We start from the raw sequence: 25,780 nt of genomic DNA, 5'->3' as shown, positions 1-25,780 counted from the left end.
TGCTTATTTTCCCCCTTTTTTCTGCTTGTCCAGCTGCTTTCTGAGATTGTCGAGACCCTTTTTATGAATATTGGAAATGTTCTGCCTTGATTCCCCCAGAGACTCGGCAATCTCCTTCATTGTCGCTCCGTGAAGGTAAATATTCGTCAGCACGCTTTTTTGTTTATCGGTTAACGTCTGGAGCGCTTCGTATAAATCCCGGTTTTGGACATGCTGGCTCAAATCCCCCTGCTGCCGCAGAAACTCTTCATACGCGTCTTTTCCCATTTCATAGGGAAGCGCTTCACCTCCTTCCGGCTGATCCACCGTAAGCGGATAGCGCTTCTGATTTTTGCGGATGCGCTTGTCAAAGTCGATGGAGAAAATCCGGATCATAGAATTCATATATTTGATGATCCGGATTTCCTTATAAAACTGCTTAAAATGTTCGTCCAGTGATTTTGCATCCTTCTCGTCTGAATGTTCGAGCACATTTTTAAATTTCTCGTAATGCTTAGGGTCACTCAAGAAATGTTTGACGATCGGATGTTTCATGATTTCCTTGCATTTTGACCGTAAAAGAACTTGATAGTCCATAAAACCGCCTCCTATTTAAATTAAATGAAAGAAAGCAAAAAAAAGTAAACTACTCCTTTCCGACTAAGGTTTCACACTCCTTATGTCCCGTTTTTGCCGGAACAAAAAAAGACTCTCGCCCGGATATCAGGTTTACAAGAGCAGCACGTTCTTTCACTTATATACATGACTGCAGGTCAAGTCAGGAGGTGGCTGGTGATGGATCAGGTTTTTATAGAAGAAGTTGTCAGACAGATCGGCAATCTCGGCTTTCCGGCTCTGATTGCCATGTACCTTCTCACCCGGTTTGAGAAGAAGTTTGACGCCCTGATCGAGCTGATGGCGGAGCTGAAAGACCAGAAAATGAAAAATTAATTTTCACACGAAGTTGACTTTTCATCAGGACGCATCACTTAACAAAGCAGAAGGGAAAACGAAAGGCCTTTCACATTCTCTTTCTGAAAATCAAAGCTTGAGAGGAGACGATTTACATGTCAAAAGAAAACAACTGTAATATCCCGCAGCCGATCAGAGGAGACAAAGGAGCGACCGTCACGATACCGCGCAACCTTGAAAGAGACCGCCAAAACCCGGATATGCTGACGCCGCCGGAAACGGATCACGGCACGGTGGATAATATGAAATTCTCTTTCTCAGATGTGCATAACCGGCTGGAAAAGGGCGGATACGCGCGTGAGGTAACCGTCCGCGAGCTGCCGATTTCTAAAAATCTCGCATCTGTCAACATGCGTTTAAAACCGGGCGCCATCCGTGAGCTGCATTGGCATAAAGAAGCGGAATGGGCATATATGCTGACGGGCAAAGCGCGGGTCACAATTGTTGATGAACAGGGACGCAGTTTTATTGATGACGTGAAAGAAGGAGATCTGTGGTATTTCCCATCAGGCCTGCCGCACTCCATTCAGGCGCTGAAAGAAGGCTGTGAATTCCTTTTAGTCTTTGATGACGGTTCATTCTCAGAAAACAGCACGTTCCAAGTAACTGACTGGCTTGCCCACACACCGCTTGATGTCATCGCCAGCAACTTCGGGGTTTCAGAAAAAGACCTTGCCGGACTGCCGGGGAAAGAAAAATATATCTTTGAAGAACCTGTTCCCGGCAAGCTGAAAGATGACATTGTGGAAGGACCGAACGGCGAGGTGCCTTACCCGTTCACCTACCGTCTGCTGGATGAAGGTCCGACTGCTGAAACGGACGGCGGCAAAGTATATATTGCGGATTCCACAAATTTCAAAGTGTCCAAAACGATCGCTTCAGCGCTTGTCGTGGTCGAACCGGGCGCAATGAGAGAGCTGCACTGGCATCCGAATACGCATGAATGGCAGTATTATATTTCCGGTAAAGGACGAATGACGGTGTTTGCTTCGGACGGCCATGCGAGAACTTTCAACTATCAGGCCGGAGATGTCGGCTACGTTCCGTTCGCCATGGGCCATTATGTAGAGAACCTGGGGGATGAGCCGCTCGTCTTCTTGGAAATCTTCAAGGATGACCACTACGCCGATGTGTCTCTGAACCAATGGCTCGCCATGCTTCCTGAGAAATTCGTCCAGCAGCATCTGGATCTGGGCAAAGACTTTACGGATATTCTTTCGAAAGAGAAACACCCTGTCGTCAAAAAGAAATGCTGAAGACACACACCGACTTGCAGAGTCCGTCTCTGCAAGTCTCCTCTGTGTAAAAAGGAGCTGAGCAGATGATCAATCAAAACGGGCCGAAATTGTTTTTTCTCCAGGTGCTCAGGTATGCCCTGGCAGCGGCCGCCGTATTATTCGGGTATTTCATCGTGATGATGACCGTTTTTTCATTAGCCGGGACGAGCTACGGATCAATGGCGTACGTCCTGCTTTTTTCCGTGCTTTTTATTCTTCTCGGTTTATGTTTTGAACCGCTTGAGCGGCTGATGATACATAGCTTTACTTTTTTTAGGACGGGCAGGCTGCCTTTTCTTCTTTTAGCCAGCACCGTTCAGCTGCTGTTCCTCTGGATGACCGCGTATACGACGGATAAAATGATTGAAAAGATTTGGCTGTCAACGACCGAGGAGCTGATTGTGGCGGGGGTTTTTTTCGTTTTGGATAAATGCGTCTCCGGGCAAAAGCAGCCCCGGGCGCAATAAAAAAAACGCAGACCGAAATGGTTCTGCGTTTTTACCGTCATACCGTGGCATTTTCATGCCGGATTAAATCGTATGTCAAGCAGACGGGTTTGTTCGTGCGCGGATCTTTAACGATCTGTGCGTCAATCTGAAACACGTCTTCCAATATGCCGGGCGTCATGACTTCCTCCGCCGTCCCTTCCTTGATGACGCGCCCTTTTTTCAGCGCAATCATATAATGGGAAAAACGGGCGGCATGGTTCAGATCATGAATAACCATTAAAATCGTGCGCCCCTGCTCCTTGTTTAATTTGTCCAGCAGCTGCAGAATTTCAAGCTGATGGGCGAGATCTAAATAAGTGGTCGGTTCATCAAGAAGCAGCAGCTCCGTTTCCTGAGCGAGCGCCATGGCGATCCACACACGCTGCCGCTGTCCTCCGGAAAGCGCTTCGATCGGCCGGTCGTAAAATTCGGCCATCCCCGTCTCTTCAAGCGCCCATTTGATCATATCACGGTCTTTATCACTCAAGCGGCCCATTCCGGACTGATGCGGAAACCTGCCGTAAGAAACAAGTTCGTATACCGTCAGCCCGCTCGGCGCTTCAGGCGTCTGCGGAAGGATGGCCATTTCCTTGGCGATGTCCTTCGTGGATTTTTGCATGATCGCCTGTCCGTTTAAATAGACGGCGCCGGATTTCGGTTTCATGATTCTTGACATCGTCTTAAGAACCGTCGATTTTCCGCATCCGTTTGGGCCGATCAGCGTTGTTATTTTTCCTTTCGGTATGGCGATGTCCAATTCTTTCGCTATCAGACGGTCTCCATAACCGACAGTAAGCTGTTCCGCCGATAATGAGTTCATCGCGGCAGTCTCCTTCCTCTATTTCGTTTTCATCAGCAAATAGACAAAATACGGCGCTCCGAGCACCGAAATCACCAAGCCGACCGGAACCTCGGACGGCGCAAGCACATTTCTCGCCAGCGTATCAGCGAGCAGAAATAAAAATGCGCCGATTAAAGCCGAAACCGGAATAAGCGTTTGATGGCGCGGCCCGGTAAGCCTTCTGGCCAAATGCGGGGCAATCAATCCGAGAAAAGCGATTCCGCCGGCTGCCGCAACACTTGACGCGGCCAAGGCGGCAGCTGAAAACAGCAGAATGCGCCGTTCCTTTTCGACCTGGGTGCCGAGTCCCGCCGCCAGCTGGTCACCGAGCTGGAGCACGTTTAAATACCTCGCTTTATAGAGGCTGAACGGCAAAAGAACCAGCAGCCACGGCAAAATGGACAGCACCATTTTCCAATTGGCATTCCAAATCGAACCGGAAATCCATACAAGCGCCTGCATGAAGTCCCGCGGGTCCATTTTCAGCTGAAAAATCAAGAGAAGCGCATTAAACCCCGCATTAACGCCGATCCCGACCAAAATGAGCCGGACAGGCGAAACACCTTTTTTCCAAGCGAGCACATAGATGAGCAGCACAGCCAGAAAAGCCCCCGCCAAAGCGCTCACCGGAAGCAGCCATGTACTGAACATGCTTAAATCAGCAGCGGACCCTTGGAAAAAGAAGATAAACAGAACGACCGCCAAAGACGCTCCGGCGTTGATACCGAGAATGCCCGGCTCCGCCAAGTCATTTTGAGACACGCTTTGAAAAATCGCGCCTGAAACCGCGATTCCGGCCCCGACCAGTAATGACAGCACCATGCGCGGCAGTCTGAATTCAAATAAAACGAGCTGATCCCGGGCATCCCCCTGTCCGAAAAAGACACGTAATGCATCGAAAGGCGCAATCCGGATCACACCCATATTTAAGCTGATAAAAAAGACGATGCATATGAGCAAAAACGTAACGGCTATAACCGCCAGCGGTTTTTTCGATTTCACATTCATTACAGCCCTCTCCTTTCCCTGCGCGCCAAATAAAAGAAAAAGGGAACGCCGATAAGGGCCGTTAAAGCGCCGACCGGTGTTTCAAACGGCGCATTGACGAGTCTTGCCGCAATGTCACTGAAGACTAACAAAACGGCGCCGAATACCGCCGAACAAGGAATAATCCATCTGTAATCTACACCGACTAAAAAACGGGTGATGTGCGGAATCACCAAGCCGATAAAAGAAATGGCTCCGGCGACTGAGACTGAAGCCCCCGTCAAAAGGACAACGACAACCATTCCGATGACTTTCACAAGCGCCGTGTACTGCCCGAGCCCTTTGGCAAGCTCCTCACCCAAGCTCAGCACCGTCACTGAGCGCGCAATCAGAAATGCAAGCAAAAGTCCGATGACGCCGACTGCCAAAAGCAGCTGGACGCCCTCCCATTTCACGGACGCGACTCCTCCGGCATACCAGAACTTCACATCCTGAGCGACATCAAAACGGATCGCAATCGCGCTTGAAAGCCCCGTTAAGAAATAGCCGACCGCCGTACCGGCCAGCGCGAGCTTCACCGGTGTCAGCCCGCCTTTTGAAAACAGGCCGATGCCAAACACAATGAGCGCCCCGATTCCCGCTCCCATAAAGGACCACAAAACAAACCCCGCGGCAGAGAGTCCCGGAAAAAAAGCAAATGCCAAAGCGATCGCAAAACCCGACCCCGACGTCACGCCCATAATGGAAGGCTCAGCAAGCGGGTTCCGCGTCAGCCCCTGCATGATCGCCCCGGACACAGCTAAAAAAGCCCCGACGAGCGCGGCGGCGGCAGTTCTCGGCAGCCTTAGATCGCGTATGATTTGATGAGATGTATTTTGCGGCTGAAAGTGAAAGAGAGCATCCCACACCGTCCGCAGATGAATATCGGCAGCTCCGATGGAAACAGACAAGGCCGCGCCGATCAATAAAACCGCAATACCGGCACACAGCAGCACAGCCGCCCGGAATGAACGCGCCGTCCACTGGATTTCGCTCCCTGATGCCCCTTGAGCCGTCATTGTCTGCTTCTTTTTTAATAGACCCAACACTCGTTCTTCCTTTCTCAAAACAAGAATGGTAATGATAATGATTATCAATGACTTGTTTCAGTATAGCACTTTTATCTTCTCTTTTAATAGACCTAATTTCATATCATAAAAGAAAGCTTTTCTTTAAAAAGAGCGTGCTTCTCTATAAAAGCAGTGATATAATCACACTGATAATGATTCTCTTTATCACTATTTTTTATGAAAGAAGGAATGTCGGATGTTCCATACATACAAGAAAATCGGCGCTGCGCTGATTGCCGTGCTGCTCATCGCCGCTTTGGCCGCATGCGGAAATTCTTCAGACACGAAAGGCTCTTCTGAAAAAGGAGAAACCGTCACTTATAAAGCCGAAAACGGCAATATTAAAATTCCGAAGCACCCAAAACGTGTCGTCGTCATGGCTGACGGCTACTACGGCGACTTCAAACAGCTCGGCATCAATGTTGTCGGCGCGCCGCAAAACGTATTTAAAAACCCTTATTACAAAGGGAAAACAAACGGTGTGACAAACATCGGCGACGGCACGTCCGTTGAGAAAATCATTGACTTAAAGCCTGATTTAATCGTTGTCTGGACGACACAAGGCGCCGATATTGAAAAACTGGAAAAAATCGCGCCGACCATCGCCATTAAATATGACAAGCTCAGCAACATTGATCAATTCAAAGAGTTTGCGAAAATGACAGGCACTGAAGATAAAGCAGATAAATGGCTGGCTGAATGGGATAAGAAAACCGCTGCCGCTAAAACAAAAGTTCAAAAAGCGGTCGGCTCAAAAACCATCTCCATCATGCAGACAAACGGAAAAGACATCTATGTATTCGGTAAAGACTTCGGCCGCGGCGGAAGCATCATTTATGACAAACTCGGGCTGAAAGCCACAAAACTGACGAAGGAAAAAGCCATTAATCAAGGGCCGGGCTACGCCAGCATTTCACTTGAAAAACTGCCTGACTTCGCGGGAGACTATATCTTTATGGGGCCATGGCAGGCCGGCGGTGACGACAAAGGCGTGCTTGACAGTTCAATCTGGAAGAATCTCGATGCCGTCAAGCAAAACCATGTCTATCACATTGATCCGGTCGGCTTCTATTTCTCAGACCCGATCTCACTCGAAGGCCAGCTCGACTACATCACAAAAAGCTTAACAAAGTAACCCGGGAGCCGCTGTCACAGCGGCTTTTTATGACGCCAAAAACTTGACAAAAAAATTCATTTGTGCTATAATTTACATTTTTGGATTAACATGTATAATGAGATTCTCCCGGCCGGAGATTGATGTAAATAACGGAGGATCTTTAATATGAGAGAAAATAAAGCGAGTATGACTTCCCTGCTGTCGGCTTTCGTAAGGGCGTACCACAGTAAATACGACACACCGGTGATATTTGATGATTTCTTGGCACAAGATCTTTTATCTGAAAAAGAGCTGTCGGACATCAGCGATCATTTGATTCAAGGTATATCATTTTTCAGCAAAGACATGGCCCGGAAGCTTCAAGGCAAACCGGATGACATCTTAAAATGGGTGACTCAAGTTCAGCTGTCTCCTACACCGTTAGCCCGTGCGGCGTATTGTGAAGAAGTGCTTTTGAATGAAGTGAAGCTCGGGGCCAAACAGTATGTCATCCTCGGCGCAGGGCTGGATACTTTCTGTTTCAGGCATCCCGAGGTGACAAACAGCTTAGACATCTTTGAAGTGGATCTCCGCGCTTCACAGGAAGACAAATTAAGCAGATTAAAACGTTTGGAGCGCGATATCCCGAGCTGTCTTCATTTTGCGCCGATGGACTTTACGGCTCCGCTTTCTTTCAGCCGTCTGAATCAGGATGGTTTTTCCCGCCGAAAAACCTTTTTCAGCCTGCTCGGTGTGTCATATTATCTTACGAAAAAGCATCTCGCCCGCCTGCTTACACAATTATTTGCCGAAGTCCCGCCCGGCAGCTCTGTCGTGTTTGATTATGCGGATGAGTCGCTCTTTGAAGAAAAAGGACTGTCAAACAGAGTGGAGAACATGGTGAAAATGGCTGCGGCGGGCGGAGAACCGATGCTGTCGTGTTTCAGCTATAAAGAAATTGAAAAGCTGTTAGAATCATCAGGCCTGCTTATTTATGAACATTTATCTCCAACGGTAATCAATGACCGTTTTTTCAGCGGGCGCACTGACCATTTAACCGCATTCGAGACCATTCATTATATACACGCCGTCAAAAAGTAATCCGCTGACGCCAAAAAAGACATCCCACAGACGTGAGATGTCTTTTTTTTTATACGGGTTGTCTGTTGTTTGCAAATTTCTTTGAAACGAAAGGATATAACAGCAAACCGACGAAAAACAGCCCGATCCCGAGAATAAAGGTCGTTAAATCGGCCGTTCCCGTAATAATGACGTAAAAAGAATAGATGCAGGCAAGGATAGCGATGAAACCGTCCTTCACTCTTGAACCCTTGATTTCGTCATACGTTTCACCCGTCAGCACGAGCTTCAGGCTGTAAAACGCAGATACGAGATACGGAATCAGATAAGCGAGTGTCGCCGCCGTTGTTAAAAACGTAAACGCGTCACTGATTGTCCGGGAAATAACCGAAAAGATAAAGATCTGTGACATCACGTTCGTGACGATTAACGACACAACCGGGCTGCCCTGTTTATTCGTTTTTGCAAAAGCAGCGGGAAAGTCTCCTGATTTCGCGGCTTGATACGGAACTTCAGAGCCGAGAAGAATCCAGCCGAGCATCGTCCCGAACAGACAGAGGATCGCCAAAATCGCCATGATGATGCTTCCCGCATTGCCGACGATCGCGTATAATACGTCAACAAACGGTTTTTCCGAGCCGACAAGCTTACCATGCGGAAGCACGCCCATCGTAATCAATGTCACGATGATATAGATGCTGAGCGCAATCAATAAGCCGGTAATGGTGGCGCGTTTCACGTCGCGCTGCGAACGGGCGCGCCCGGATAAGATGACTGCCGATTCAATTCCGACGAACGCCCATAATGTTGAAATCGCCGCATTGTGGACCTGACCGCCGATTCCCTCAACCGTATGAGGACCTGTTTGAACCGGAAAATAAAAATGATCGAAAAACGACGTTTGAAACACAAACAAACCTGCAATGATAAAAAAGATAAATCCTAATACTTTTGAAAACGTCGTAACGAAATTTAATTTACTCGCACCGTTCATGCTGGAAACGAGAATCGTGTGAGTGCCCCATAATAAAACCGTACATACGGCAAACGTCAGCAGCTGGCCAAGTGTAACCGCCTGGCCGCCGATTGAAAACATTTCACGCTTATCCGTTAAAATCGGGAAAAAAGAAGTTAAATATCCGGCAAGGCTGGTGATGATCGCCACGTTGCTGATCCAGCTCGCAACCCAGTAGCCCCACACCATCGTGAATCCGGCTGCGTTCCCTTTTTTCCGATCGCTGAACAGCGCTCTCGCATAGCTTTGCGGCCCCGCCGTCAGCTCAGGCTTGCGGATGGATAAGTGACCGAAGACAAGCGCGATCATTAACACACCGGCTCCCGTCAAAAGCCATGCCGATGTAGCGCCGAACGGACTCGCGATTTTTGCGAGCGTGCTCGGAAGGGAAAAGATGCCCGAGCCTACCATATTTCCTACGACAAATGCCGTTAATAACCAAAAACCCCATTTTTTCGTCTGTTCCATTCCTGTACCTCCTGGTTGTTCATTCGTACGGACCAGACCCCGAGACCATATTTACACGCAAAAAAAGCCTGAACAAAAGTCCATGCTTAAAGAAACACACACCCTTGATCTCCGGATAGCCCTCCGCGAAAAAGCACGCGGCAGTCCTGCACTTATTCAGATACAGTCCCAGCATAAAGAAGGATCGGCTTTCTTTACACTTCGGCGCTGATGCCTTTAACACATGTTTTGCGGCCCCTTATCAGCCTGGCATGTGCGACTCATCATCAAGCGCAACCTCTACCTCACCGAGAAAGAGTGAGGATTTTTATCATTCAATTCTACTCAGAGGTTATCAGAGATAAAAAGATCTGTCAAAGGGAAAAATTAGACGGAAAACGGATAGAGCATTCGCCCTACCCGTTTTATATGGTCAGCGGTTGTTTTTTTTCTTTTGAACAGCTTCTTGAAGCGGATCGTCTTTCAAAGCTGCACCGGCGTCCTCAAGCGCACCTTGAATGACGTTTTTGTTTTTATCGCTGTTTTTGCCTTTTTCTTTGTTAAAGAAAGCCATCTGTATCACCTCTTTATCAAATATAGGTACACCTATAATGTGTCTTTTTCCGCGGCAGAATATGCGGAATCCGATCCTCCTTCCTTTTGGCGGAACAGGTAAAGTTTGTTGATCAAACATGCATTCTCTTGATATATTTGTAATTCAGGGGATTTTGGCAAAAATAAAAAGGAGAAGCGAAAAATGACAGGAAAAACACACATCATGGGAGGCATCGCTTCTTGTTCCGCAATTGCGTATTATTACGGGTATGATCCGGTCCTTATGACCTCCGCGGGTGCCCTCGGGGCGCTGATTCCCGATATATGCCATACGAAAAGCAAAATCGGCAGAACACTGCCCGTTCTGTCCAAAATCGTAAGCACGGTGTTCGGCCACAGAACGTTTACACACAGTCTGCTGTTTATGCTTATTATGTTTTTCATCACGGCAGCCTATATCCCGAATCCAAGCATCTCCGCCGGACTGATGATCGGAATGGCAAGCCACCTTGTGCTTGACGCATGGACCGTCAACGGCATTAAACTGCTGTTTCCGTCAACCATCCGCTTCCGTCTTCCCCTTTATATGAGGACGGGGAGCTTTTCGGAGCAGCTTGTGCTGGCCGGGTTAACGATTGTATCCTGCTATTATTTATACGAATTGGTTCACGGCCGCATCTCTTAAACAAAAAGCGTCTTTTCGCTTTTAGGGTGAGGAGTCATACATATGAAGAAATCCTTTTTCAGCAATCATCGGTTTTTATGCCTGTCCATCCTGTTCATGTGGATAAAAACATACGTCGTTTACAAGCTCGGTTTTGATCTGCAGAACAATTCTGTTCTTGAGGAATGTCTGCTTCTCATTAACCCGCTGAGCTTTATTGTGCCGCTGTTCGGCATTGGCCTGCTGCTGACGGAAAAAAAGCAGCGGATCTTTCTGCTTTCGGCGAATGTGATGCTGACGGGGATTTTAATTGCGAATACGGTGTTTTACGGGTTTTATATTGATTTTATCACCATACCGGTTTTGTTTCAGGCAAGCAATATGGGCGATATGGGAAGCAGCGTCCAAGAGCTGTTTCACCCGCTGTATATCGCTTTATTCGCGGATATTGCGGTTCTGTTTTACCTAGCGGGAAAGCATAAAGCCGGTAAGGGAAAAGCGGGCGCCCGGACTGTTAAAGCGTATGCGTGGGCATCAGCCGGCCTCATGCTGTGCAACCTTGCGCTGTCTGAGGCCCAGCAGCCGAAGCTGTTCAGGCATCCTTTTGATCGTGAAGCGCTCGTAAAAGGAATCGGCCTGTTCCACTTTCATTTGTATGACACCATTTCGCAGACGCTGAATGCAGGGGCTAAAGCGTTTGCCGACGAAGACAGTCTTGCGGCGGTCGCGAACTACACCCAAGCCGACTACAGCCGCCCGTCCGATGCAAAATTCGGGCTTGCTAAAGGGCGTAATGTGATTTTTGTCACGCTTGAATCAACACAGCGTTTTGTGATGGATGAACGGGTCAACGGGCGGGAGATTACCCCGTTTATGAATAAGCTGCGGAAAAAAAGCTATGACTTCACTCATTTTTATCAGCAGACCGAACAGGGAAAAACCTCAGATTCAGAATTTATTACTGCGAATTCGCTGTATCCGTCTTCAAGCGGCGCCGTTTTTTTCACAAAAAGCGGCAATCGGTTCAATACGCTGTACCATACGTTAAAAGACCATCAGTACTATTCGGCCGTTCTGCATGCCAATCATAAGGCCTTTTGGAACCGGGATGAGATGTACGGGGCATTCGGCATCGACCGTTTTTTCGATGCGGATGAATTTAAGGTGACACCGGGAAATTCAACGGGCTGGGGCCTGAAGGACAAGGAGTTTCTCGAACAGTCAGCGGAAAAATTAAAGAAGCTTCCGCAGCCGTTTTACGCAAGCCTGCTGACTTTGACCAACCATTTTCCTTTTGAAATTGATAAACAGGATCAGCTCATTGAGGAACCGGACACAAGCAGTGATTTGTTAAACCGTTATGTGACGACGGTCCGCTATGAAGATGAGGCGCTAAAACACTTTTTCAACAAGCTGAAAAAAGAAGGGCTGTATGACAACGCGATGATCGTCCTGATGGGAGATCATTACGGCATATCCGAAGCCCACAATAAAGGACTTGCCGAATTCTTGGGAAAAGAAGAAATTACGCCGTTTGATACGGTTCAGCTTCAGCGCGTGCCGTTTATCATTCATATTCCCGGGGTGACCGACCGTGAGCCGGAAACGATCGCTTCCGCCGCGGGACAGGTAGATGTAAGACCGACGCTGCTTCACCTGCTCGGCATTGAAACGAAAGGCAGCATTCAGTTCGGCAATGACCTGTTTTCCAAAGAGCGGACTCCGTTTGCTGTGCTGAGAAACGGCAGCTTTATCACGAATGATCATATTTATACGAAAAATACGTGTTACAGCCGCAAAACGGGCGAACCGCTTTCTGACATGGGCGCATGCAGCGATGAGAAAGAAAAAGCGGAACAAGAACTGATGCTCTCCGATAAAATATTAAACGGCGACCTGCTGCGGTTTTACAAACAATAAAAAAATCCCTCCGTCATTGGAGGGGTTTTTTATGTTTCATATATGAGCCGACCGGTCATTTTCGTATCATATCCGGATAATTGAGAAAGCTGAGACTTGAATTCCTCAGAATTAAGAACGTCCCGCACGCTTTGAACAAGCTCCCGGTTTTGTTTTAAGACGACCACATCGTACTGCTCCCTGATCACCGGGATAAAGTCCGTGCCTGCCATATACGCCGCATGCTGCGACCCGACTCCGATATCCGCCTTGCCGCTTGATACTTGTGAAGCCGCTGACAGATGATCCGTGACAATGTCATGATATCCGGCGACATCAGACGGCTTGATGCCGAATGATCTGAGCTGTTCATCAAGCAGCACCCTCGCGCCTGATCCTTTTTCGCGATTGACGATACGGACATCCTTTCTGCTCAAATCCTGAAAGCCCTGAATGTTCAGCGGATTGCCCTTTTTCACGTATAATCCGGCCTGCCGAAGCACAACATGAAAGAGCGCAAACGGCTCTCCTGAAAGAATGCGCTTCACATACGGGATGTTATACTCCCCCGTCTCCCCATCATACAGATGCAGACTGACGATGTCGCAGGCTCCCCGGTACATCTCGATCAAGCTGTTTAAGCTGCCGCTGTACTTGCGGAGCGGGGACGCCTGTATCTTTTGTTCCAGCTGTTTACTGAGGAGATCCATCGACACATCCTGGCCGCTGATGATAACAGACTGCCTTTTTTCCGGCTCCGGCCTGCGGGGCGGATCAGCCTCCTTGGCTGCTGATGGCTCTTTAGACATCCTCATATTTGCTTTATATTGTTTCAAGTCCTCTTCATCGACCCTCATCTGTCTTCCGACCCTGTACGCCGAAATGAGTCCTTTTTTTATCAAATCATATACTGTCAGTTTTGAGACCTTCAAAAGGCCCGCAACTTCTTCTATTGTATAGGAAGTGGCTTCTGTCATATTATCACGCTCCGTTTTTATTATAACGGTTCAGATATTGAAAAAAAACCGCACCCTCACGTACAATTACGTTATAATTAGTTTTATCTAATGATATTCAGTTATAAGGGGTGCACAATGTTGAAAAAGAAAGCGACACTATTCACAACTGCGGTTATGGGCGTTTTCCTCGCAACTGCGGGCTGCTCATCCGGACAATCGGCCAAAGGCGGACAAAACGAAAAAGTAACGCTGACCGTTTCCGCAGCGGCCAGCGCTCAGGACGCGCTTAAAGAAATCCAAACCAACTACGAAAAATCACATTCAAACGTTGCCATCCAAGACAACTTCGGATCATCAGGCACACTGCAAAAACAAATTTCCCAAGGCGCGGGAGCTGATTTATTCTTCTCGGCAGCCGAAGATAAATTCGAAAAGCTTGTCCATGACGGCGATATCGACAAAAAGGACAGCACGGACCTTTTGAAAAACGATCTGGTCATGATCGTGCCCGAGAAAAACAGCGCACACCTTACACATCTGAATGACCTGAAAAAAGACAGCACGGAAAAAATCGCGCTCGGCACGCCTGAATCCGTTCCGGCCGGGCAATACGCCAAACAGTCATTGACTAAATTATCCCTGTGGGACAAGGTAAAAGATAAAGTCGTCTATGCAAAAGACGTCCGCCAGGTGCTTTCTTATGTTGAAACCGGAAATGTCGATGCCGGGCTTGTCTATAAAACAGACGCTCTCATTTCGAAAAAGGTGAAAATCACCGATGAAGCACCGGCGAAAACACACGATCCGATCGTGTACCCGCTAGGCATCGTCAAGGATACAAAGCACCGTAAAGAAGCAGAAGCGTTTTATCAGTATCTGCAGTCAGATGCAGCGATGAAAGTGTTTAAGAAATATGGATTTACTGCCAAGTAACATTACGGCTTCGGAATTTTTCACCCCAGTCGTATTGTCTTTTGAGGTGGCTTTGGCTTCGGGCATCGCCGTCATCATTCTCGGAACGCTTGCAGGCGCCTGGATGGCGAAAGCGCGATTTCCCGGAAAAACGGCTTTAGAGACTCTGTTTATGCTCCCGCTCGTTCTTCCGCCTACCGTTGTCGGCTTCATCCTCATTATCATTTTCGGGAAACACAGCTTTATCGGCCGGGCGATCGAGCGGATTACTCACCAGCCTGTCATTTTCACGTGGTGGGCCGCGGTAATCGCTTCGGCCATTGTCGCCTTCCCGCTTATGTATCAGTCTGCCAAAACGGGTTTCGCCGCGGTTGATCCTGACATCGAAGGAGCGGCGAAAGTAGACGGAGCCGGCAGATGGCAGGTATTTACCCGCATTTCCGTCCCGCTTGCCTTTCCGTCCCTTTTGACCGGAAGCATTCTCAGTATCGCAAGGGCGCTCGGTGAATTCGGGGCGACTTTAATGTTTGCGGGGAATATCCCGGGCGTCACCCAAACACTGCCAACAGCGATTTACGTCGCGATGGATTCCGGCAATGAAACACTCGCTTGGGTGTGGGTGATCTGTATTATGATGATTTCTTTTCTGATGCTGTTTTTCATCCAACTGAAAAAACCGGCTTGACCGATCCGCCTTCCGACCACATTTCGCCGGGAGGCTTTTTGATTTAAAATTGGATGGTATATAATGAAACAAAAACACACAAAGGGTGCGGTTATGAAAATTAATGTCATTATCGCGGATGATAATTCTTTCATCAGAGAAGGAATGAAAATCATTTTGCATACATATGAGGAATTTACAGTATCGGCAACGCTGGAAAACGGATTAGAGGCGGCAGAGTATTGTAAACACAATCCCGTCGATATCGCCTTATTGGACGTTCGCATGCCGGTGATGAACGGCGTCGAAGCCGCAAAACGGATCGCGGAGGAAACGGATACGAAGCCGATGATCCTGACGACATTTGACGACGACGAGTATATTTTAGAAGCGATTAAAAACGGCGCAAAAGGATATTTATTAAAAAATACCGAGCCGGAACGGATCCGCGATGCGATCAAAAGCGTCTTCAACGGGCACAGCATCCTTCAGGACACCGTGCTGGATAAAATAAAAGACAGCCTTTTCCGGCCGGCAGAAGCCGCGCATCAGATTGATGAAAGCCAGTTTACTGAAAGAGAGCTCAGCATCATGTCGCTTATTGCGAAAGGACTGTCGAACAGAGAAATTTCAAAACAGCTTTTCATTTCTGAAGGGACGACGGCCAATTATATTTCATCTATTTTAGGGAAAACGGGTCTTGAGCACAGAACGCAGATCGCGATTTATTATATCACCGGGAAGGTGGATAACGAGCGTTGAACGGTATGGATTTTTGGATGCTGATGAGCAGACTGATCGTCATTTTTTATACGGCCTTTTTGTTCGTATCGGCCGACCGCCATTACATGCCGTACGCCGTCTTGTTTCTGCTGCTTTATCTGTGTCTGGGCATTGCGGTCTGCATGATCAGGCCGACCGCTTGGAGGCGCGGGATCACCCTCATGACGCTGGCATTGACCGCCTCGCTTTCCGCCGGAGGCCATCCGGCGTTCCTGTTTCTTTTGCCGCCCGCCATTTTTGCCGTTCTTGCCGAATATCCGGTTCACCGCTATGTGTGCTGCCTGCTCGTGTTTTTGCCGTTTTTTTTCATCCCGTACGGCGATCTTCCGACGTATACCGTCATGACCTTGTTCTGTCTGGCGATTTTCGTTTTGGCCGCCCGGTCAAACGATCGGCTGAAGACATATGAGGAGCAGTCAGACAGCATGCGGGCAAGCATTGAAAAGCTGACGAAACAGCTGCACAGCAGCACAGAATATATCAAACAATCGGAGTATACCGGCAAACTCGAGGAAAGAAACAGATTGTCCCAAGCCATCCATGACAAAATCGGCCATTCCATGACCGGCGCGCTCATTCAGATGGAAGCGGCAAAGCGGATGCTCGGCTCCCGTCCGGACAAAGCGGCTGAACTGCTTCAAAACGCCATTACGATTTCCAAAGAGGGCATAGAAGATATCCGCATTACGCTGAAAAATATGAAACCGCCCGCTGAACAAATGGGCATTCACCGATTAAGAATATTTATTGATGAATTTTCGGCTAAAAACGGCATGCCGGTTCCGTTTACGCATCAAGGCGATTTGGACAGGCTGACGCAGATGCATTGGAAAGTCATTCAGGAAAACGTAACCGAAGCTTTGACCAATGCGATGAAATACGCCGATGCCGCACAGATTTCCATTGATATTCAAGTGCTGAATAAAGCCGTGAAAGCGGAAGTGAAAGATAACGGAAACGGCGCCGTCCGCTTTAAAAAAGGCCTCGGCATGCTCGGGATGGAAGAACGGGCCGCCGCCCTGCACGGAACCGTCATTTTTGACGGCACGGCGGGTTTTTCCGTCACGACATTACTGCCTATTGAATAAGTGAATGTTTTCATGTGAAAAATATGAGGATTCTCATGTCAAAGGAATGAACAGCTGCACTAACGGCCGTTCATTCTTTTTTTTATAATTAGAGCATCATAAGACATAGAGGTGGAAACATGAACATTTTGGAGCTCAAACAGCTGAGTAAGAAATTCGGCGATTATGCCGCCGTTGACCAAATGTCGCTTGCTGTAAAAGAAGGTGAGATTTTCGGGTTTCTCGGCGCAAACGGAGCCGGAAAAAGCACGGCCATCAACATGATCTCAGGCCTTTTAAAGCCTTCTGGCGGAGACATTCTGTTTCTCGGAAAAGATATTTTCAAACACAGCAAAGCCGTGAAAATGAATATCGGCATCGTCCCCCAGGACCTCGCCATTTACGAAGAATTAAACGCCTATGAAAATGTGAAGTTCTTCGCCGGGCTGTACGGGCTGAGAGGGGCGGTTTTAAAAGAACGGGTCGAGGAAGCCCTGACATTCGTCGGCTTGAGCGATAAACATAAATATCTCCCGAAGCATTTTTCCGGCGGAATGAAACGCCGGCTCAATATTGCCTGCGCCCTTGCCCACCGGCCGAAACTGATCATCATGGATGAACCGACGGTCGGCATTGACCCGCAATCAAGAAATTATATTCTGCAATCAGTGAAAAAGCTGAATGAAATGGGCTGCACGATCATCTACACGAGCCACTACATGGAGGAAGTTGAAGAAATATGCACGCGCATCGCCATCATTGACCACGGGAAAGTCATCGCAGAAGGCACAAAGGAACAGCTTACCTCCATCATTACCGACACAAAGGACGTCGTCATTGAGCTGTCATCCGGAAACGGCATCAGCCTCGGCGATATTCAGGATCTTCCCGGCGTCAGAGCCGCCGCACTGGAAGAAAACAGCGTGAAAATCAGCTCTGACACAGGGGTCAACAATTTAAACCGCCTGATCCGGTACTTCATGGACAAAGGAATTGAAATCCGCTCTTTACAGGAACAGGCCCCTGACTTAGAAACGGTGTTTCTCACTCTGACAGGCAGAAGCCTGCGCGACTGACCCAACTGAAAGGAGGATTGCAAATGAATATTCTGCACATCGCCGGGAAAGAAATCAAAATCAGTTTCCGTGACAGACGGACCTTTATTTTCATGCTTGCTTTTCCGATCGTCTTTATGATGATTCTCTCTGCGGCATTATCAAACGCCTTTGATTCAGAGGTGACGGTCGGACACATCAAGGTCGAATATACGGACCAGTCAAACGGATCGCTTTCTCATCATTTTACTGAGTTTATGAAAGCCGCAAAAAAAGAGCATGTCTATTTTCAAAAAGCGGACACGGAGGCAAAAGGCAAAAACGACGTTCGTGAAAATCAGGCGGATGCTTTCGTCACTGTCAAAAACAGCGGTTTTCAAGTTTATACAAATGACCGGAGCGGTATGAACGGCACGATCGTCCAAGGCATGCTGACCGCTTTTACCAACCAATACAAAGCAGGCGCCGCCGCATACAAGGCGCATAAGGCACCTTCCGCCGGACAAATAAAAAGCGATTATATGAAGCAGACGTCTTTAAACAAAGCGAAGGAACCGAAAGCGAAAGATTTTTACGCGGTGTCCATGACGACGATGATCGGGCTGTACGCCTCGATTTTTGCAAGCACCTTGTTCCGCGGGGAAAGAATACGCCACACAGCCGATCGCCTGATTGCCGCTCCGCTCCGGAAAAGCGATATCTTTCTCGGAAAGATGCTCGGCATTATGGCTGTGAACGTACTGACAATCCTTGCCGTTGTCGCCTTCAGCAAATTTATTTTAAAAGCCGATTGGGGCAGCCACATGGGACTTGTGCTTTTGATTCTCGCCTCTGAAATTCTTTTGGCCGTCAGCTTCGGGCTCAGCCTGAGCTATTTGACCAAAAAACCAGAAAGCGCCAGATTAATCACCGTCATCATCGTTCAAGTGATGGCCATTATCGGCGGCGCCTATTATAAATATGAAGGCGGAGGAATTTCCTCCCTGTCGCCCTTATCCTGGATCAATAAGGCGATTAACAACATCATATACGCAAATGACGTATCGGCCGCCTGGCCCGCAATTGGTTTAAACACAGCATTAGCGGCGCTCTTTTTGCTGATTGCCGCGGTTACGTTTCAAAGACGGGAGGGACTGTAAAATGAAAAACTTCTGGTGGCTGTTTATACACACGCTCAAAGGAATCACAAAAAGCAAAAAACAGCTCATTCTTTATATCGGGGCTCCGCTGATCGGCGTCTTTCTCTCCTTCATGTCCAATGCCAACGGCGGAGCCGAAACGCTCAATATCGGCATTCTCAATCAAGACGGCGGTGAAGTAGCACAGGATACGGTCACGTTTTTAAAAGGACTGGATCATGTGAAAGTTTCGGAGGAAACGGCTGCATCAGCCTCATCCAAGATCGCATCGGGAAAAATGGAAGCGCTGGTTACGTTTGAAAAAGGCTTTTCCCAAAGTGTAAAAGACGGAAAACCGGCTCACATCGGCATGACCTCGCTGAAAGGCGCCCAGGTCACCGGATATGTCAGCTCTTATCTGTACAATTATATAAACAGCGCCGCCTCAATCGGCAAATCTTCCGGCGGAGATGAGAAAGCCTTTCAGGCGATGTACGCCGATTTCAAGCATTCTCCGATTCAAACGGAGTCCGCTGTTTTACAAGATACTTCGAATCATAAAGAGATGACTTACTCAGTCATCGGGTATCTCATTATCATTATGCTCTATTCCGCCGGCAACCTGACGGAACTGATGATTAAAGAAAGAGAAAACAGAACGTACTACAGACTTCTGTCAACGCCGATCACGTCAAAGCAGTATGTATTGGCAAACGCGGCGGTGAATATCATTATCATGGCCGTCCAAATTCTATTCGCCGTTCTCTTTATGGGCGCCGCTTTTCATATTCATCCGTCATTCCCGCTGTGGCAGCTGTTCGTTCTGATGATGCTGTTTGCATTAAGCGCAATCGGGATCGCCTTTATTGCCGTCGGTTTTTCTAACAGCAGCGCTTCGGCATCGGCGCTTTTGAATTTGATCGTCGTGCCGACATGCTTGCTCGCCGGCTGCTTTTTTCCGGGCAATATTATGCCGAAAACAGTGCAGACAATCGCCGAATTTCTGCCTCAGCGCTGGGTGCTTGATACGGTAGATCAATTGCAGCACGGCCGCACGCTCCAAAGCCTGACGCTGAACATCATCATTTTGGGAGCCTTCGCCGCCGCCCTGTTATTAATAGCCGCATACAGATTCAGCGTAAAACGGCAGACACAGACATTTATGTAAAGAAAAACAGCCCCGCAAAGGGCTGTTTTTTTCTTAGAACAGAAGCTCGTCCGGGTTCGGGCCGACACGCTCATCTTTGTTCAAGGCGCTGATCTTTTCCATTTCTTCCTGTGACAGTTCGAAATCAAAAATATCGGCATTTTCTATGATGCGGTGCTCTTTAATGGATTTCGGAATGGTAACGACTTCGTTTTGAAGATCCCAGCGCAAAATCACTTGAGCGACCGATTTGTTATGTTTTTCCGCAATTTGTGACAGCACTTCGTTATCCAAGAGCTGTCCCTGCATCAATGGAGACCATGCTTCCACTTGAATGCCCTGCGCTTTGCAAAAATCTCTTACTTCTTTTTGAGTCAGGCGCGGGTGGAATTCTATCTGGTTGACCATCGGCTTGATCTCAGCATCTTTCAGCAGTTCTTCTAAGTGATGCACTTGGAAGTTGCTGACACCGATCGCGCGGATTTTGCCGTCTTTGTACAGCTTTTCAAGAGCGCGCCATGTGTCTTTATATTTATCCTTGCCCGGCCAATGAATCAGGTATAGGTCGAGGTAATCGAGGCCGAGGCGCTCAAGGCTTTTCTCAAACGCGTCAAGTGTCGTTTCGTATCCTTGATCTTCATTCCACACTTTTGACGTGATGAACAGCTCTTCTCTGGCAACGCCCGCAGCTCTGATGCCTTCGCCGACGCCCTCTTCATTTTTATAAATTGCCGCCGTATCAATGCTGCGGTAGCCATTTCTGATTGCCGCTTCGACAGAGTCCGCCGCTACGCTTCCGTTTTCCACCTTAAATACGCCAAGGCCGAACCACGGCATTTCAACGCCATTATGAAGCTTTACAGTATCTTTTAAGCTTTTTGCCACGTTGAACCATCCTTTCTAGTCATTATGTAAACGGTTATTATTATCTCACATTTCCGCCGTAAGAAACCAATTATACGCTCATCGTTATAACAGAAACCATCTTTAGTACTCCGGTACCACTAACGTTATTATTTTCCTATTTTTCAAAAAATCCGGTTAGCCCGGTAACTGACCGGGTAAATCGCTAATGTAGCCACCAAACAATCGAAGGAGGAAATACGATGAAACGTATACGCATCCCAATGTCCGTTGCCCTTGGCGCCGCTTTGTCCCTGACTCCTCTGTCCTTTGTATCCGCAAAAGAAAACCCGGTCCCTCAAAACATGGCACAGCAAAAGTCAGATGTCTCCGCAAAAGATGTCGGTTTAAACATTGATGTTGACCTGCTCGGCATCGGCAATTCGATTGCTGACGCGATTAAGTCGGCGCAAAACCGTGACGGCTTCGTCAAAAACTTAATGGAATCTTCATTCTACGCTTCAGGACAAAAATATAATGTCATGGTGTTTAATTTAAGCCAGGAATATGAAGATCATTTTAACGGCGTTCAGTTTTACGGTTCCGCCGTTTATGACGGCATCACATACGGCATTTGGGTGTTTGAAGACGGAAGCTTCACCAACAAAGGCGATGGCGGCTGGATCAACTGGGCCTTCAGAGGCTGGTTTGACCGCGACGGCGATCACGTCGAATTCCATCGTCCGTAATCAAAAAAAGTCCGGCACACAGATGCCGGACTTTTTTCATTTATTCATCTCCGTCAAGCATCGCCGCTTCCACATCATTGATGTATTGGCGAAGCTCATGTGACATGTCGCGGGAGATTTCCCGCTCTTCGAATAATGTTTGGATTTCGTTGCGGATGGCCTGCACGGCCCGCAGTTTGATCTCAAGTTTTTGATTTTCAAAACGGCGGCTCGGATTCTGTTCGTGATACGAGTGCCCCAGCCTGAAAATCAGGTGATTGTAAAAGGAAATGACGGCAAGCGTCACATCTTTATTTTCTTCGGTCATGTGTTTTTTCAGGCTTTCAATCGCCGCTTTGGCCGTTTTAACCCTTGTAGCGCGGATGAGGCCTTCTTCATTTAAAATCGACATTTCCGGCTTTTTTTGTTCACCGAAAAAGATCCAGTACATCAGGCGTTTCAGCTTTTTCTTAGATAGGCCGACTTTAAACGGATTCGTATACAGCACTTCCAGCTCATCGAACCGTTCCTGGAGGCTGTCAGCCGTTTCTTCCGGGATGTCGCCCCGCTCAATCAGCCGGAGCAGTTCTTCCTGTTCAGCCTGTATCCCTTGGGCGCGGACTTTCCGCTCATCTTTTTTCGTGCGGTTTTTTACGGTGAACTGCTGAAACCTGAGATTTTTCATTTTCTCATTGTATTCGGCAATGACCGCAAAAGAAGCCGTTTTGTTTGTCTCATTCATATTTTCTTTGATGGCCGATAAAGCAGCCTTTATCAGCTTCCGTCTCGCTGTCAGCAATTTGACTTTCTTCTCTTTCGCATTGTCTTCCGGCTTATCAGTCAGAATCGGCAGTACGATTGTCGCCAGCACCAATGTGCACAAAATAACGCCTGCGGCTAAAAAGAGAATCAAATTCCGTTCAGGAAACGGCGAGCCGTCGGAGAGCACGTACGGAATGGAAAAGGAACCCGCAAGCGTGACCGCTCCCCTGACGCCTGAAACTGAAATCAGCAGCGTTGAGCGCAGGCCGGGCTTATAAATGCTCTGATCCTTGTTAAAAAACCACTTGCCGTTCCAAAAAAACAGCACCCACAAAAATCTGAGAATCATTAACGTCAGCGTAATGACGATAATGTACCCGATGACCATCATATTGTTAAACGCGGTATCATTAAAAATAACAGAAACCACATCCGGTATTTGCGTTCCTAATATGACGAAAACAAGACCGTTAAGAATGAACAAAATAATATTCCACGTACTTGAAGAGACGATTTGCAGTTTGACCATCGTTGATTCAAGACGATCCTGCTCCACCGCATGCGTAATGCCGCCGGCCACAACCGCTAAAATGCCGGAAACGCCGATTTCTTCAGCCGCCAGATAAATGACAAACGGCGTCAGAATTTGAATCAGCATATGCATCGTGACATCCTGCATGCCGAGGCGGCGCAAAAACAGCCGGAAACGGATAATCAAAAAAGAAATGACGACACCGCTGAGTAAACCGCCGGCTGAAATCAAGACAAAGCTGAACGCGGCTTGCGCCAGCGAAAATGCGCCCGTCACGGCTGCCGCAATCGCAAATTTAAAAGCGACCAGGCCGGATGCGTCATTCATCAGCCCCTCTCCTTCAAGGAGACGCAGAATGCCTTTTGGCATCTTCACACGCCCTGACAGCGCGCTGACCGCAACAACGTCAGTCGGTGACAGGATCGCCGCCAGCCCGAACGCGGCGGCCAGCGGAATGCTCGGAATCATCCAATGAATGGTGTAACCGCCGACAATGACCGTGGCAAACACGAGCCCGAGTGCGAGAAGCAGAATCGGAGCTCTTAAGTTCCAAAGTTCCGCACGCGGCGTCCGTTTTCCATCGTTAAAAAGCAGCGGAGCGATAAACAAAACAAAAAACAATTCGGTATTCAGTTCAAAATGAAGCCCCTGCGGAAATGACGCCGCAATGATACCGAGCGCCACCTGAATCAGAGGCACCGGGATAAAGGGGACAAACCGATTTATAATATTGGAGATCGCAATGATGGTTAAAAGTACGAGTACGACTAAAAATATGTCCAAAGCATGACCTCCTTCATCTGCTGCATTGAATCATCATTGCCTGTTCTCATGGCCCCTGTCAAAGGCCGGAGCCAATTACCGGGCTGGGCCGGTATATTTTCCGCACACAACCATTCTTCTCTTATATTACCCGTTTTTATTTAAAATTTCTCATAACGTGCTCACGGGGAACTTTTTTTGCCTTCGGCTACTTTTTTTCCGAAAAAAGAAAAAGCCTGTTTTCTATGAAAACAGGCTTTTCGCATGGCTGCGTTCTTACTGTTCAGTAAATTGTTTCAGCAGCTCATCTTATTCGTGAAAATTCGTTCCGTCTGTTGTCGCTTTAATAATGCCCGCACGGATGACGAAATCTCCAAAGTGTTCGCCTTCCTCGCGCTCTTTCGCATAACGCGGCAGAATGGTGCTGAGCTCACTGAGAATCTCCTCTTCACCGATATTTTCCCGGTACATTTTGCTTAAACGGCTGCCGTCAAATGCAGCTCCTAAATACATATTATATTTTCCCGGCGCTTTTCCGATAAATCCGATTTCGCCGAGCGCATGGCGGGCGCAGCCATTCGGGCAGCCAGTCATACGGATGGTGATTTCTTCATCCCGCAGACCGTTTTCGTCAACAATGGCTTCAATTTTATCAATCAGCTTCGGCAGATACCGCTCCGCTTCGGCCATCGCGAGCCCGCATGTCGGAAGCGCGACGCAAGCCATTGAACTGCGGCGCAGGGCGGAATGCTGCCGGCCGTCTGTCAGACCGTATTGTTCGATTAATGCGCTGATTTGTTTCTTTTTCTCGCTCGTCACATTGCCGATAATCAGATTTTGATTAGAGGTGAGACGGAAATCTCCCGTATGGACTTTGGCGATTTCGCGTAATCCCGTCATCAGCTTATAATTCTCATAGTCGGTGACACGGCCGCCTTCGATAAACATCGTAAAATGCCATGTTCCTTTTACGCCTTTCACCCATCCGTAACGGTCGCCGTTATGGTCAAAATGATAAGGTTTCGCCTCATCCAGCTGCCAGCCGAGGCGGTTTTCCAGCTCGGCTTTTACATTTTCCAGACCGAGACGGTCAACAGTATATTTAAATCTGGCATTCTTTCTGACGGAACGATTTCCGTAATCACGCTGAATCGTAATGGTTTTTTCCGCTACATCATACAGCTGCTCCGGTTTGCAGAAGCCGATGACTTTTGAAAGCTGCGGATAAGTGGCCGTATCACCGTGCGACATTCCCATACCGCCGCCGATTGCCACGTTGAATCCAATCAGTCTGCCTTCTTCTACAATGGCAATGAAGCCGAGATCTTGAGAAAAGACATCAATATCATTGGACGGAGGCACGGCGATTCCGATTTTGAATTTCCGCGGCAAATACAGCGGCCCGTACATCGGTTCCGTTTCCGTATCAGGAGTGCCCGCCACCCGTTCCTCATCAAGCCAGATTTCATGATAGGCTCTCGTGCGCGGAAGAAGGTCGTCACTCAGTTTTTTCGACCATTCGTACACTTCCGCATGGATTTCAGACTGATACGGATTTGAAGCGCACATGACGTTTCGGTTGACATCTCCGCAGGCCGCAATGGTATCAAGCAGCGCCTCATTGATTTTCTGAATCGTTTTTTTCATGTTCCATTTTAAAATTCCGTGCATTTGGAACGTTTCGCGCGTTGTCAGCTTTAATGTATTGTTTCCGTATTTTTGCGCCAGTTCATCCATGACAAGCCATTGTTCCGGAGTTGACACGCCGCCTGGCATCCGGACGCGCAGCATGAATTGATAAGCCGGTTCAAGCTTTTGTTTCTGACGTTCATTGCGGAGATCGCGGTCATCCTGCAGGTAGCTGCCGTGATGCTTCATCAGCCGGTTGTCATCGTCCGGGATGCCGGCTGAAATCCGGTCAAGCATGACTTCTTTCAATGTGCCGCGCAAATAATCACTTTTTTCTTTAATTTCCTCAACATCACTTGGAGGGCCTTCCGGCGCTTTTAAAATGTTGTTCACCATGCTGAATAAGCTCC

25 protein-coding genes and 1 riboswitch are annotated in these 25,780 nt (G+C 48.1%); of the genes, 15 read left to right on the top strand and 10 right to left on the bottom strand.

The window, feature by feature from the left end:
• Positions 1-3: 3 nt before the first annotated feature.
• Entirely contained in the window at positions 4-534 is a 531-nt protein-coding gene (locus tag ICW23_RS10370; RefSeq protein WP_095241447.1) for a sigma-70 family RNA polymerase sigma factor, read from the bottom strand.
• A 240-nt stretch (positions 535-774) separates the two neighbouring features.
• Here ICW23_RS10370 and ICW23_RS10365 point away from each other — a divergent pair, with 240 nt between their 5' ends.
• From ICW23_RS10365 to ICW23_RS10355, 3 genes are all read left to right on the top strand, one after another.
• On the top strand, positions 775-930 hold the full coding sequence (locus ICW23_RS10365) for a YvrJ family protein (protein ID WP_016937956.1): 156 nt from the start codon (positions 775-777) through the stop codon (positions 928-930).
• A 116-nt stretch (positions 931-1,046) separates the two neighbouring features.
• Positions 1,047-2,207 (top strand): oxalate decarboxylase family bicupin, encoded by a 1,161-nt coding sequence (locus tag ICW23_RS10360; protein WP_016937955.1) that lies wholly within the window; start codon positions 1,047-1,049, stop codon positions 2,205-2,207.
• 65 nt (positions 2,208-2,272) lie between these two features.
• Positions 2,273-2,695 carry a regulatory YrvL family protein gene (locus ICW23_RS10355; RefSeq protein ID WP_016937954.1) on the top strand — a complete coding sequence of 141 codons (423 nt, stop codon included), beginning with the start codon at positions 2,273-2,275 and terminating at the stop codon, positions 2,693-2,695.
• Between the two features lie 37 nt (positions 2,696-2,732).
• Here the strand turns inward: ICW23_RS10355 and ICW23_RS10350 are convergent, their stop codons facing one another.
• From ICW23_RS10350 to ICW23_RS10340, 3 genes are read right to left on the bottom strand one after another with little or no spacing between them, the layout of a single operon-like run.
• Positions 2,733-3,536 carry an ABC transporter ATP-binding protein gene (locus ICW23_RS10350; RefSeq protein ID WP_007613715.1) on the bottom strand — a complete coding sequence of 268 codons (804 nt, stop codon included), beginning with the start codon at positions 3,534-3,536 and terminating at the stop codon, positions 2,733-2,735.
• A gap of 18 nt (positions 3,537-3,554) precedes the next feature.
• Complete coding sequence (locus ICW23_RS10345) at positions 3,555-4,565, bottom strand: FecCD family ABC transporter permease (RefSeq protein WP_188154466.1); 1,011 nt, start codon at positions 4,563-4,565, stop codon at positions 3,555-3,557.
• The gene (locus ICW23_RS10340) at positions 4,565-5,602 is read right to left on the bottom strand and encodes a FecCD family ABC transporter permease (protein ID WP_188154533.1); all 1,038 of its coding nucleotides are present in this window, start codon (positions 5,600-5,602) and stop codon (positions 4,565-4,567) included. The genes ICW23_RS10345 and ICW23_RS10340 overlap by 1 nt, the downstream gene beginning before the upstream one ends.
• Before the next feature lie 247 nt (positions 5,603-5,849).
• On the opposite strand from ICW23_RS10340, the gene ICW23_RS10335 reads away from it, so the two are divergent.
• On the top strand, positions 5,850-6,788 hold the full coding sequence (locus tag ICW23_RS10335) for an iron-hydroxamate ABC transporter substrate-binding protein (protein ID WP_188154465.1): 939 nt from the start codon (positions 5,850-5,852) through the stop codon (positions 6,786-6,788).
• Between the two features lie 147 nt (positions 6,789-6,935).
• Complete coding sequence (locus ICW23_RS10330; protein ID WP_188154464.1) at positions 6,936-7,850, top strand: class I SAM-dependent methyltransferase; 915 nt, start codon at positions 6,936-6,938, stop codon at positions 7,848-7,850.
• Positions 7,851-7,899: 49 nt separating this feature from the next.
• Here the strand turns inward: ICW23_RS10330 and ICW23_RS10325 are convergent, their stop codons facing one another.
• Both ICW23_RS10325 and sspJ read right to left on the bottom strand, forming a co-directional pair.
• Positions 7,900-9,312, bottom strand: a complete 1,413-nt coding sequence (locus ICW23_RS10325; protein ID WP_188154463.1) for an amino acid permease — start codon at positions 9,310-9,312, stop codon at positions 7,900-7,902.
• Positions 9,313-9,420: 108 nt separating this feature from the next.
• Positions 9,421-9,602: riboswitch (Lysine riboswitch) on the bottom strand.
• Between the two features lie 122 nt (positions 9,603-9,724).
• Positions 9,725-9,865 carry a small acid-soluble spore protein SspJ gene (gene sspJ, locus ICW23_RS10320; protein ID WP_007410034.1) on the bottom strand — a complete coding sequence of 47 codons (141 nt, stop codon included), beginning with the start codon at positions 9,863-9,865 and terminating at the stop codon, positions 9,725-9,727.
• 183 nt (positions 9,866-10,048) lie between these two features.
• Here sspJ and ICW23_RS10315 point away from each other — a divergent pair, with 183 nt between their 5' ends.
• Positions 10,049-10,531: a metal-dependent hydrolase gene (locus tag ICW23_RS10315; RefSeq protein WP_016937948.1), complete on the top strand. Its 483-nt coding sequence runs from the start codon at positions 10,049-10,051 to the stop codon at positions 10,529-10,531.
• Between the two features lie 42 nt (positions 10,532-10,573).
• Entirely contained in the window at positions 10,574-12,430 is a 1,857-nt protein-coding gene (locus ICW23_RS10310; RefSeq protein ID WP_188154462.1) for an LTA synthase family protein, read from the top strand.
• A gap of 29 nt (positions 12,431-12,459) precedes the next feature.
• Here the strand turns inward: ICW23_RS10310 and ICW23_RS10305 are convergent, their stop codons facing one another.
• Entirely contained in the window at positions 12,460-13,386 is a 927-nt protein-coding gene (locus ICW23_RS10305) for a substrate-binding domain-containing protein (RefSeq protein WP_188154461.1), read from the bottom strand.
• 117 nt (positions 13,387-13,503) lie between these two features.
• On the opposite strand from ICW23_RS10305, the gene modA reads away from it, so the two are divergent.
• From modA to ICW23_RS10270, 7 genes are all read left to right on the top strand, one after another.
• A complete protein-coding gene (gene modA, locus ICW23_RS10300; RefSeq protein WP_064778627.1) occupies positions 13,504-14,301 on the top strand; it encodes a molybdate ABC transporter substrate-binding protein in 798 nt (265 codons plus the stop codon).
• A complete protein-coding gene (modB, locus tag ICW23_RS10295) occupies positions 14,282-14,965 on the top strand; it encodes a molybdate ABC transporter permease subunit (RefSeq protein ID WP_016937944.1) in 684 nt (227 codons plus the stop codon). Before modA ends, modB begins: the two co-directional genes overlap by 20 nt.
• A 93-nt stretch (positions 14,966-15,058) precedes the next feature.
• Positions 15,059-15,706 (top strand): response regulator transcription factor, encoded by a 648-nt coding sequence (locus ICW23_RS10290; protein WP_029575311.1) that lies wholly within the window; start codon positions 15,059-15,061, stop codon positions 15,704-15,706.
• A gap of 5 nt (positions 15,707-15,711) precedes the next feature.
• Positions 15,712-16,815, top strand: a complete 1,104-nt coding sequence (locus tag ICW23_RS10285; protein WP_188154532.1) for a sensor histidine kinase — start codon at positions 15,712-15,714, stop codon at positions 16,813-16,815.
• Positions 16,816-16,934: 119 nt separating this feature from the next.
• The gene (locus tag ICW23_RS10280; RefSeq protein WP_047477526.1) at positions 16,935-17,870 is read left to right on the top strand and encodes an ABC transporter ATP-binding protein; all 936 of its coding nucleotides are present in this window, start codon (positions 16,935-16,937) and stop codon (positions 17,868-17,870) included.
• A 23-nt stretch (positions 17,871-17,893) separates the two neighbouring features.
• Positions 17,894-18,988, top strand: a complete 1,095-nt coding sequence (locus ICW23_RS10275) for an ABC transporter permease (RefSeq protein ID WP_188154460.1) — start codon at positions 17,894-17,896, stop codon at positions 18,986-18,988.
• Between the two features lies 1 nt (position 18,989).
• Positions 18,990-20,135, top strand: coding sequence for an ABC transporter permease (locus tag ICW23_RS10270; RefSeq protein ID WP_016937939.1), 1,146 nt, complete (start codon positions 18,990-18,992; stop codon positions 20,133-20,135).
• Positions 20,136-20,168: 33 nt separating this feature from the next.
• Here ICW23_RS10270 and ICW23_RS10265 read toward each other — a convergent pair whose 3' ends face one another.
• A complete protein-coding gene (locus ICW23_RS10265; protein WP_007410023.1) occupies positions 20,169-20,999 on the bottom strand; it encodes an aldo/keto reductase in 831 nt (276 codons plus the stop codon).
• A gap of 221 nt (positions 21,000-21,220) precedes the next feature.
• On the opposite strand from ICW23_RS10265, the gene ICW23_RS10260 reads away from it, so the two are divergent.
• A complete protein-coding gene (locus ICW23_RS10260; protein WP_016937938.1) occupies positions 21,221-21,706 on the top strand; it encodes a hypothetical protein in 486 nt (161 codons plus the stop codon).
• 40 nt (positions 21,707-21,746) lie between these two features.
• Here the strand turns inward: ICW23_RS10260 and ICW23_RS10255 are convergent, their stop codons facing one another.
• On the bottom strand, positions 21,747-23,762 hold the full coding sequence (locus ICW23_RS10255) for a Na+/H+ antiporter (RefSeq protein ID WP_016937937.1): 2,016 nt from the start codon (positions 23,760-23,762) through the stop codon (positions 21,747-21,749).
• Between the two features lie 288 nt (positions 23,763-24,050).
• Positions 24,051-25,766 (bottom strand): assimilatory sulfite reductase (NADPH) hemoprotein subunit, encoded by a 1,716-nt coding sequence (gene cysI / locus ICW23_RS10250; protein WP_188154459.1) that lies wholly within the window; start codon positions 25,764-25,766, stop codon positions 24,051-24,053.
• Between the last annotated feature and the right edge of the window lie 14 nt (positions 25,767-25,780).

Source organism: Bacillus sp. 1021, assembly GCF_014534735.1.
Classification (GTDB): Bacteria; Bacillota; Bacilli; order Bacillales; family Bacillaceae; genus Bacillus; species Bacillus siamensis.
The sequence above is the reverse complement of the archived record's forward strand: the minus strand, read 5'-3'. Positions and strand labels throughout refer to the sequence as shown.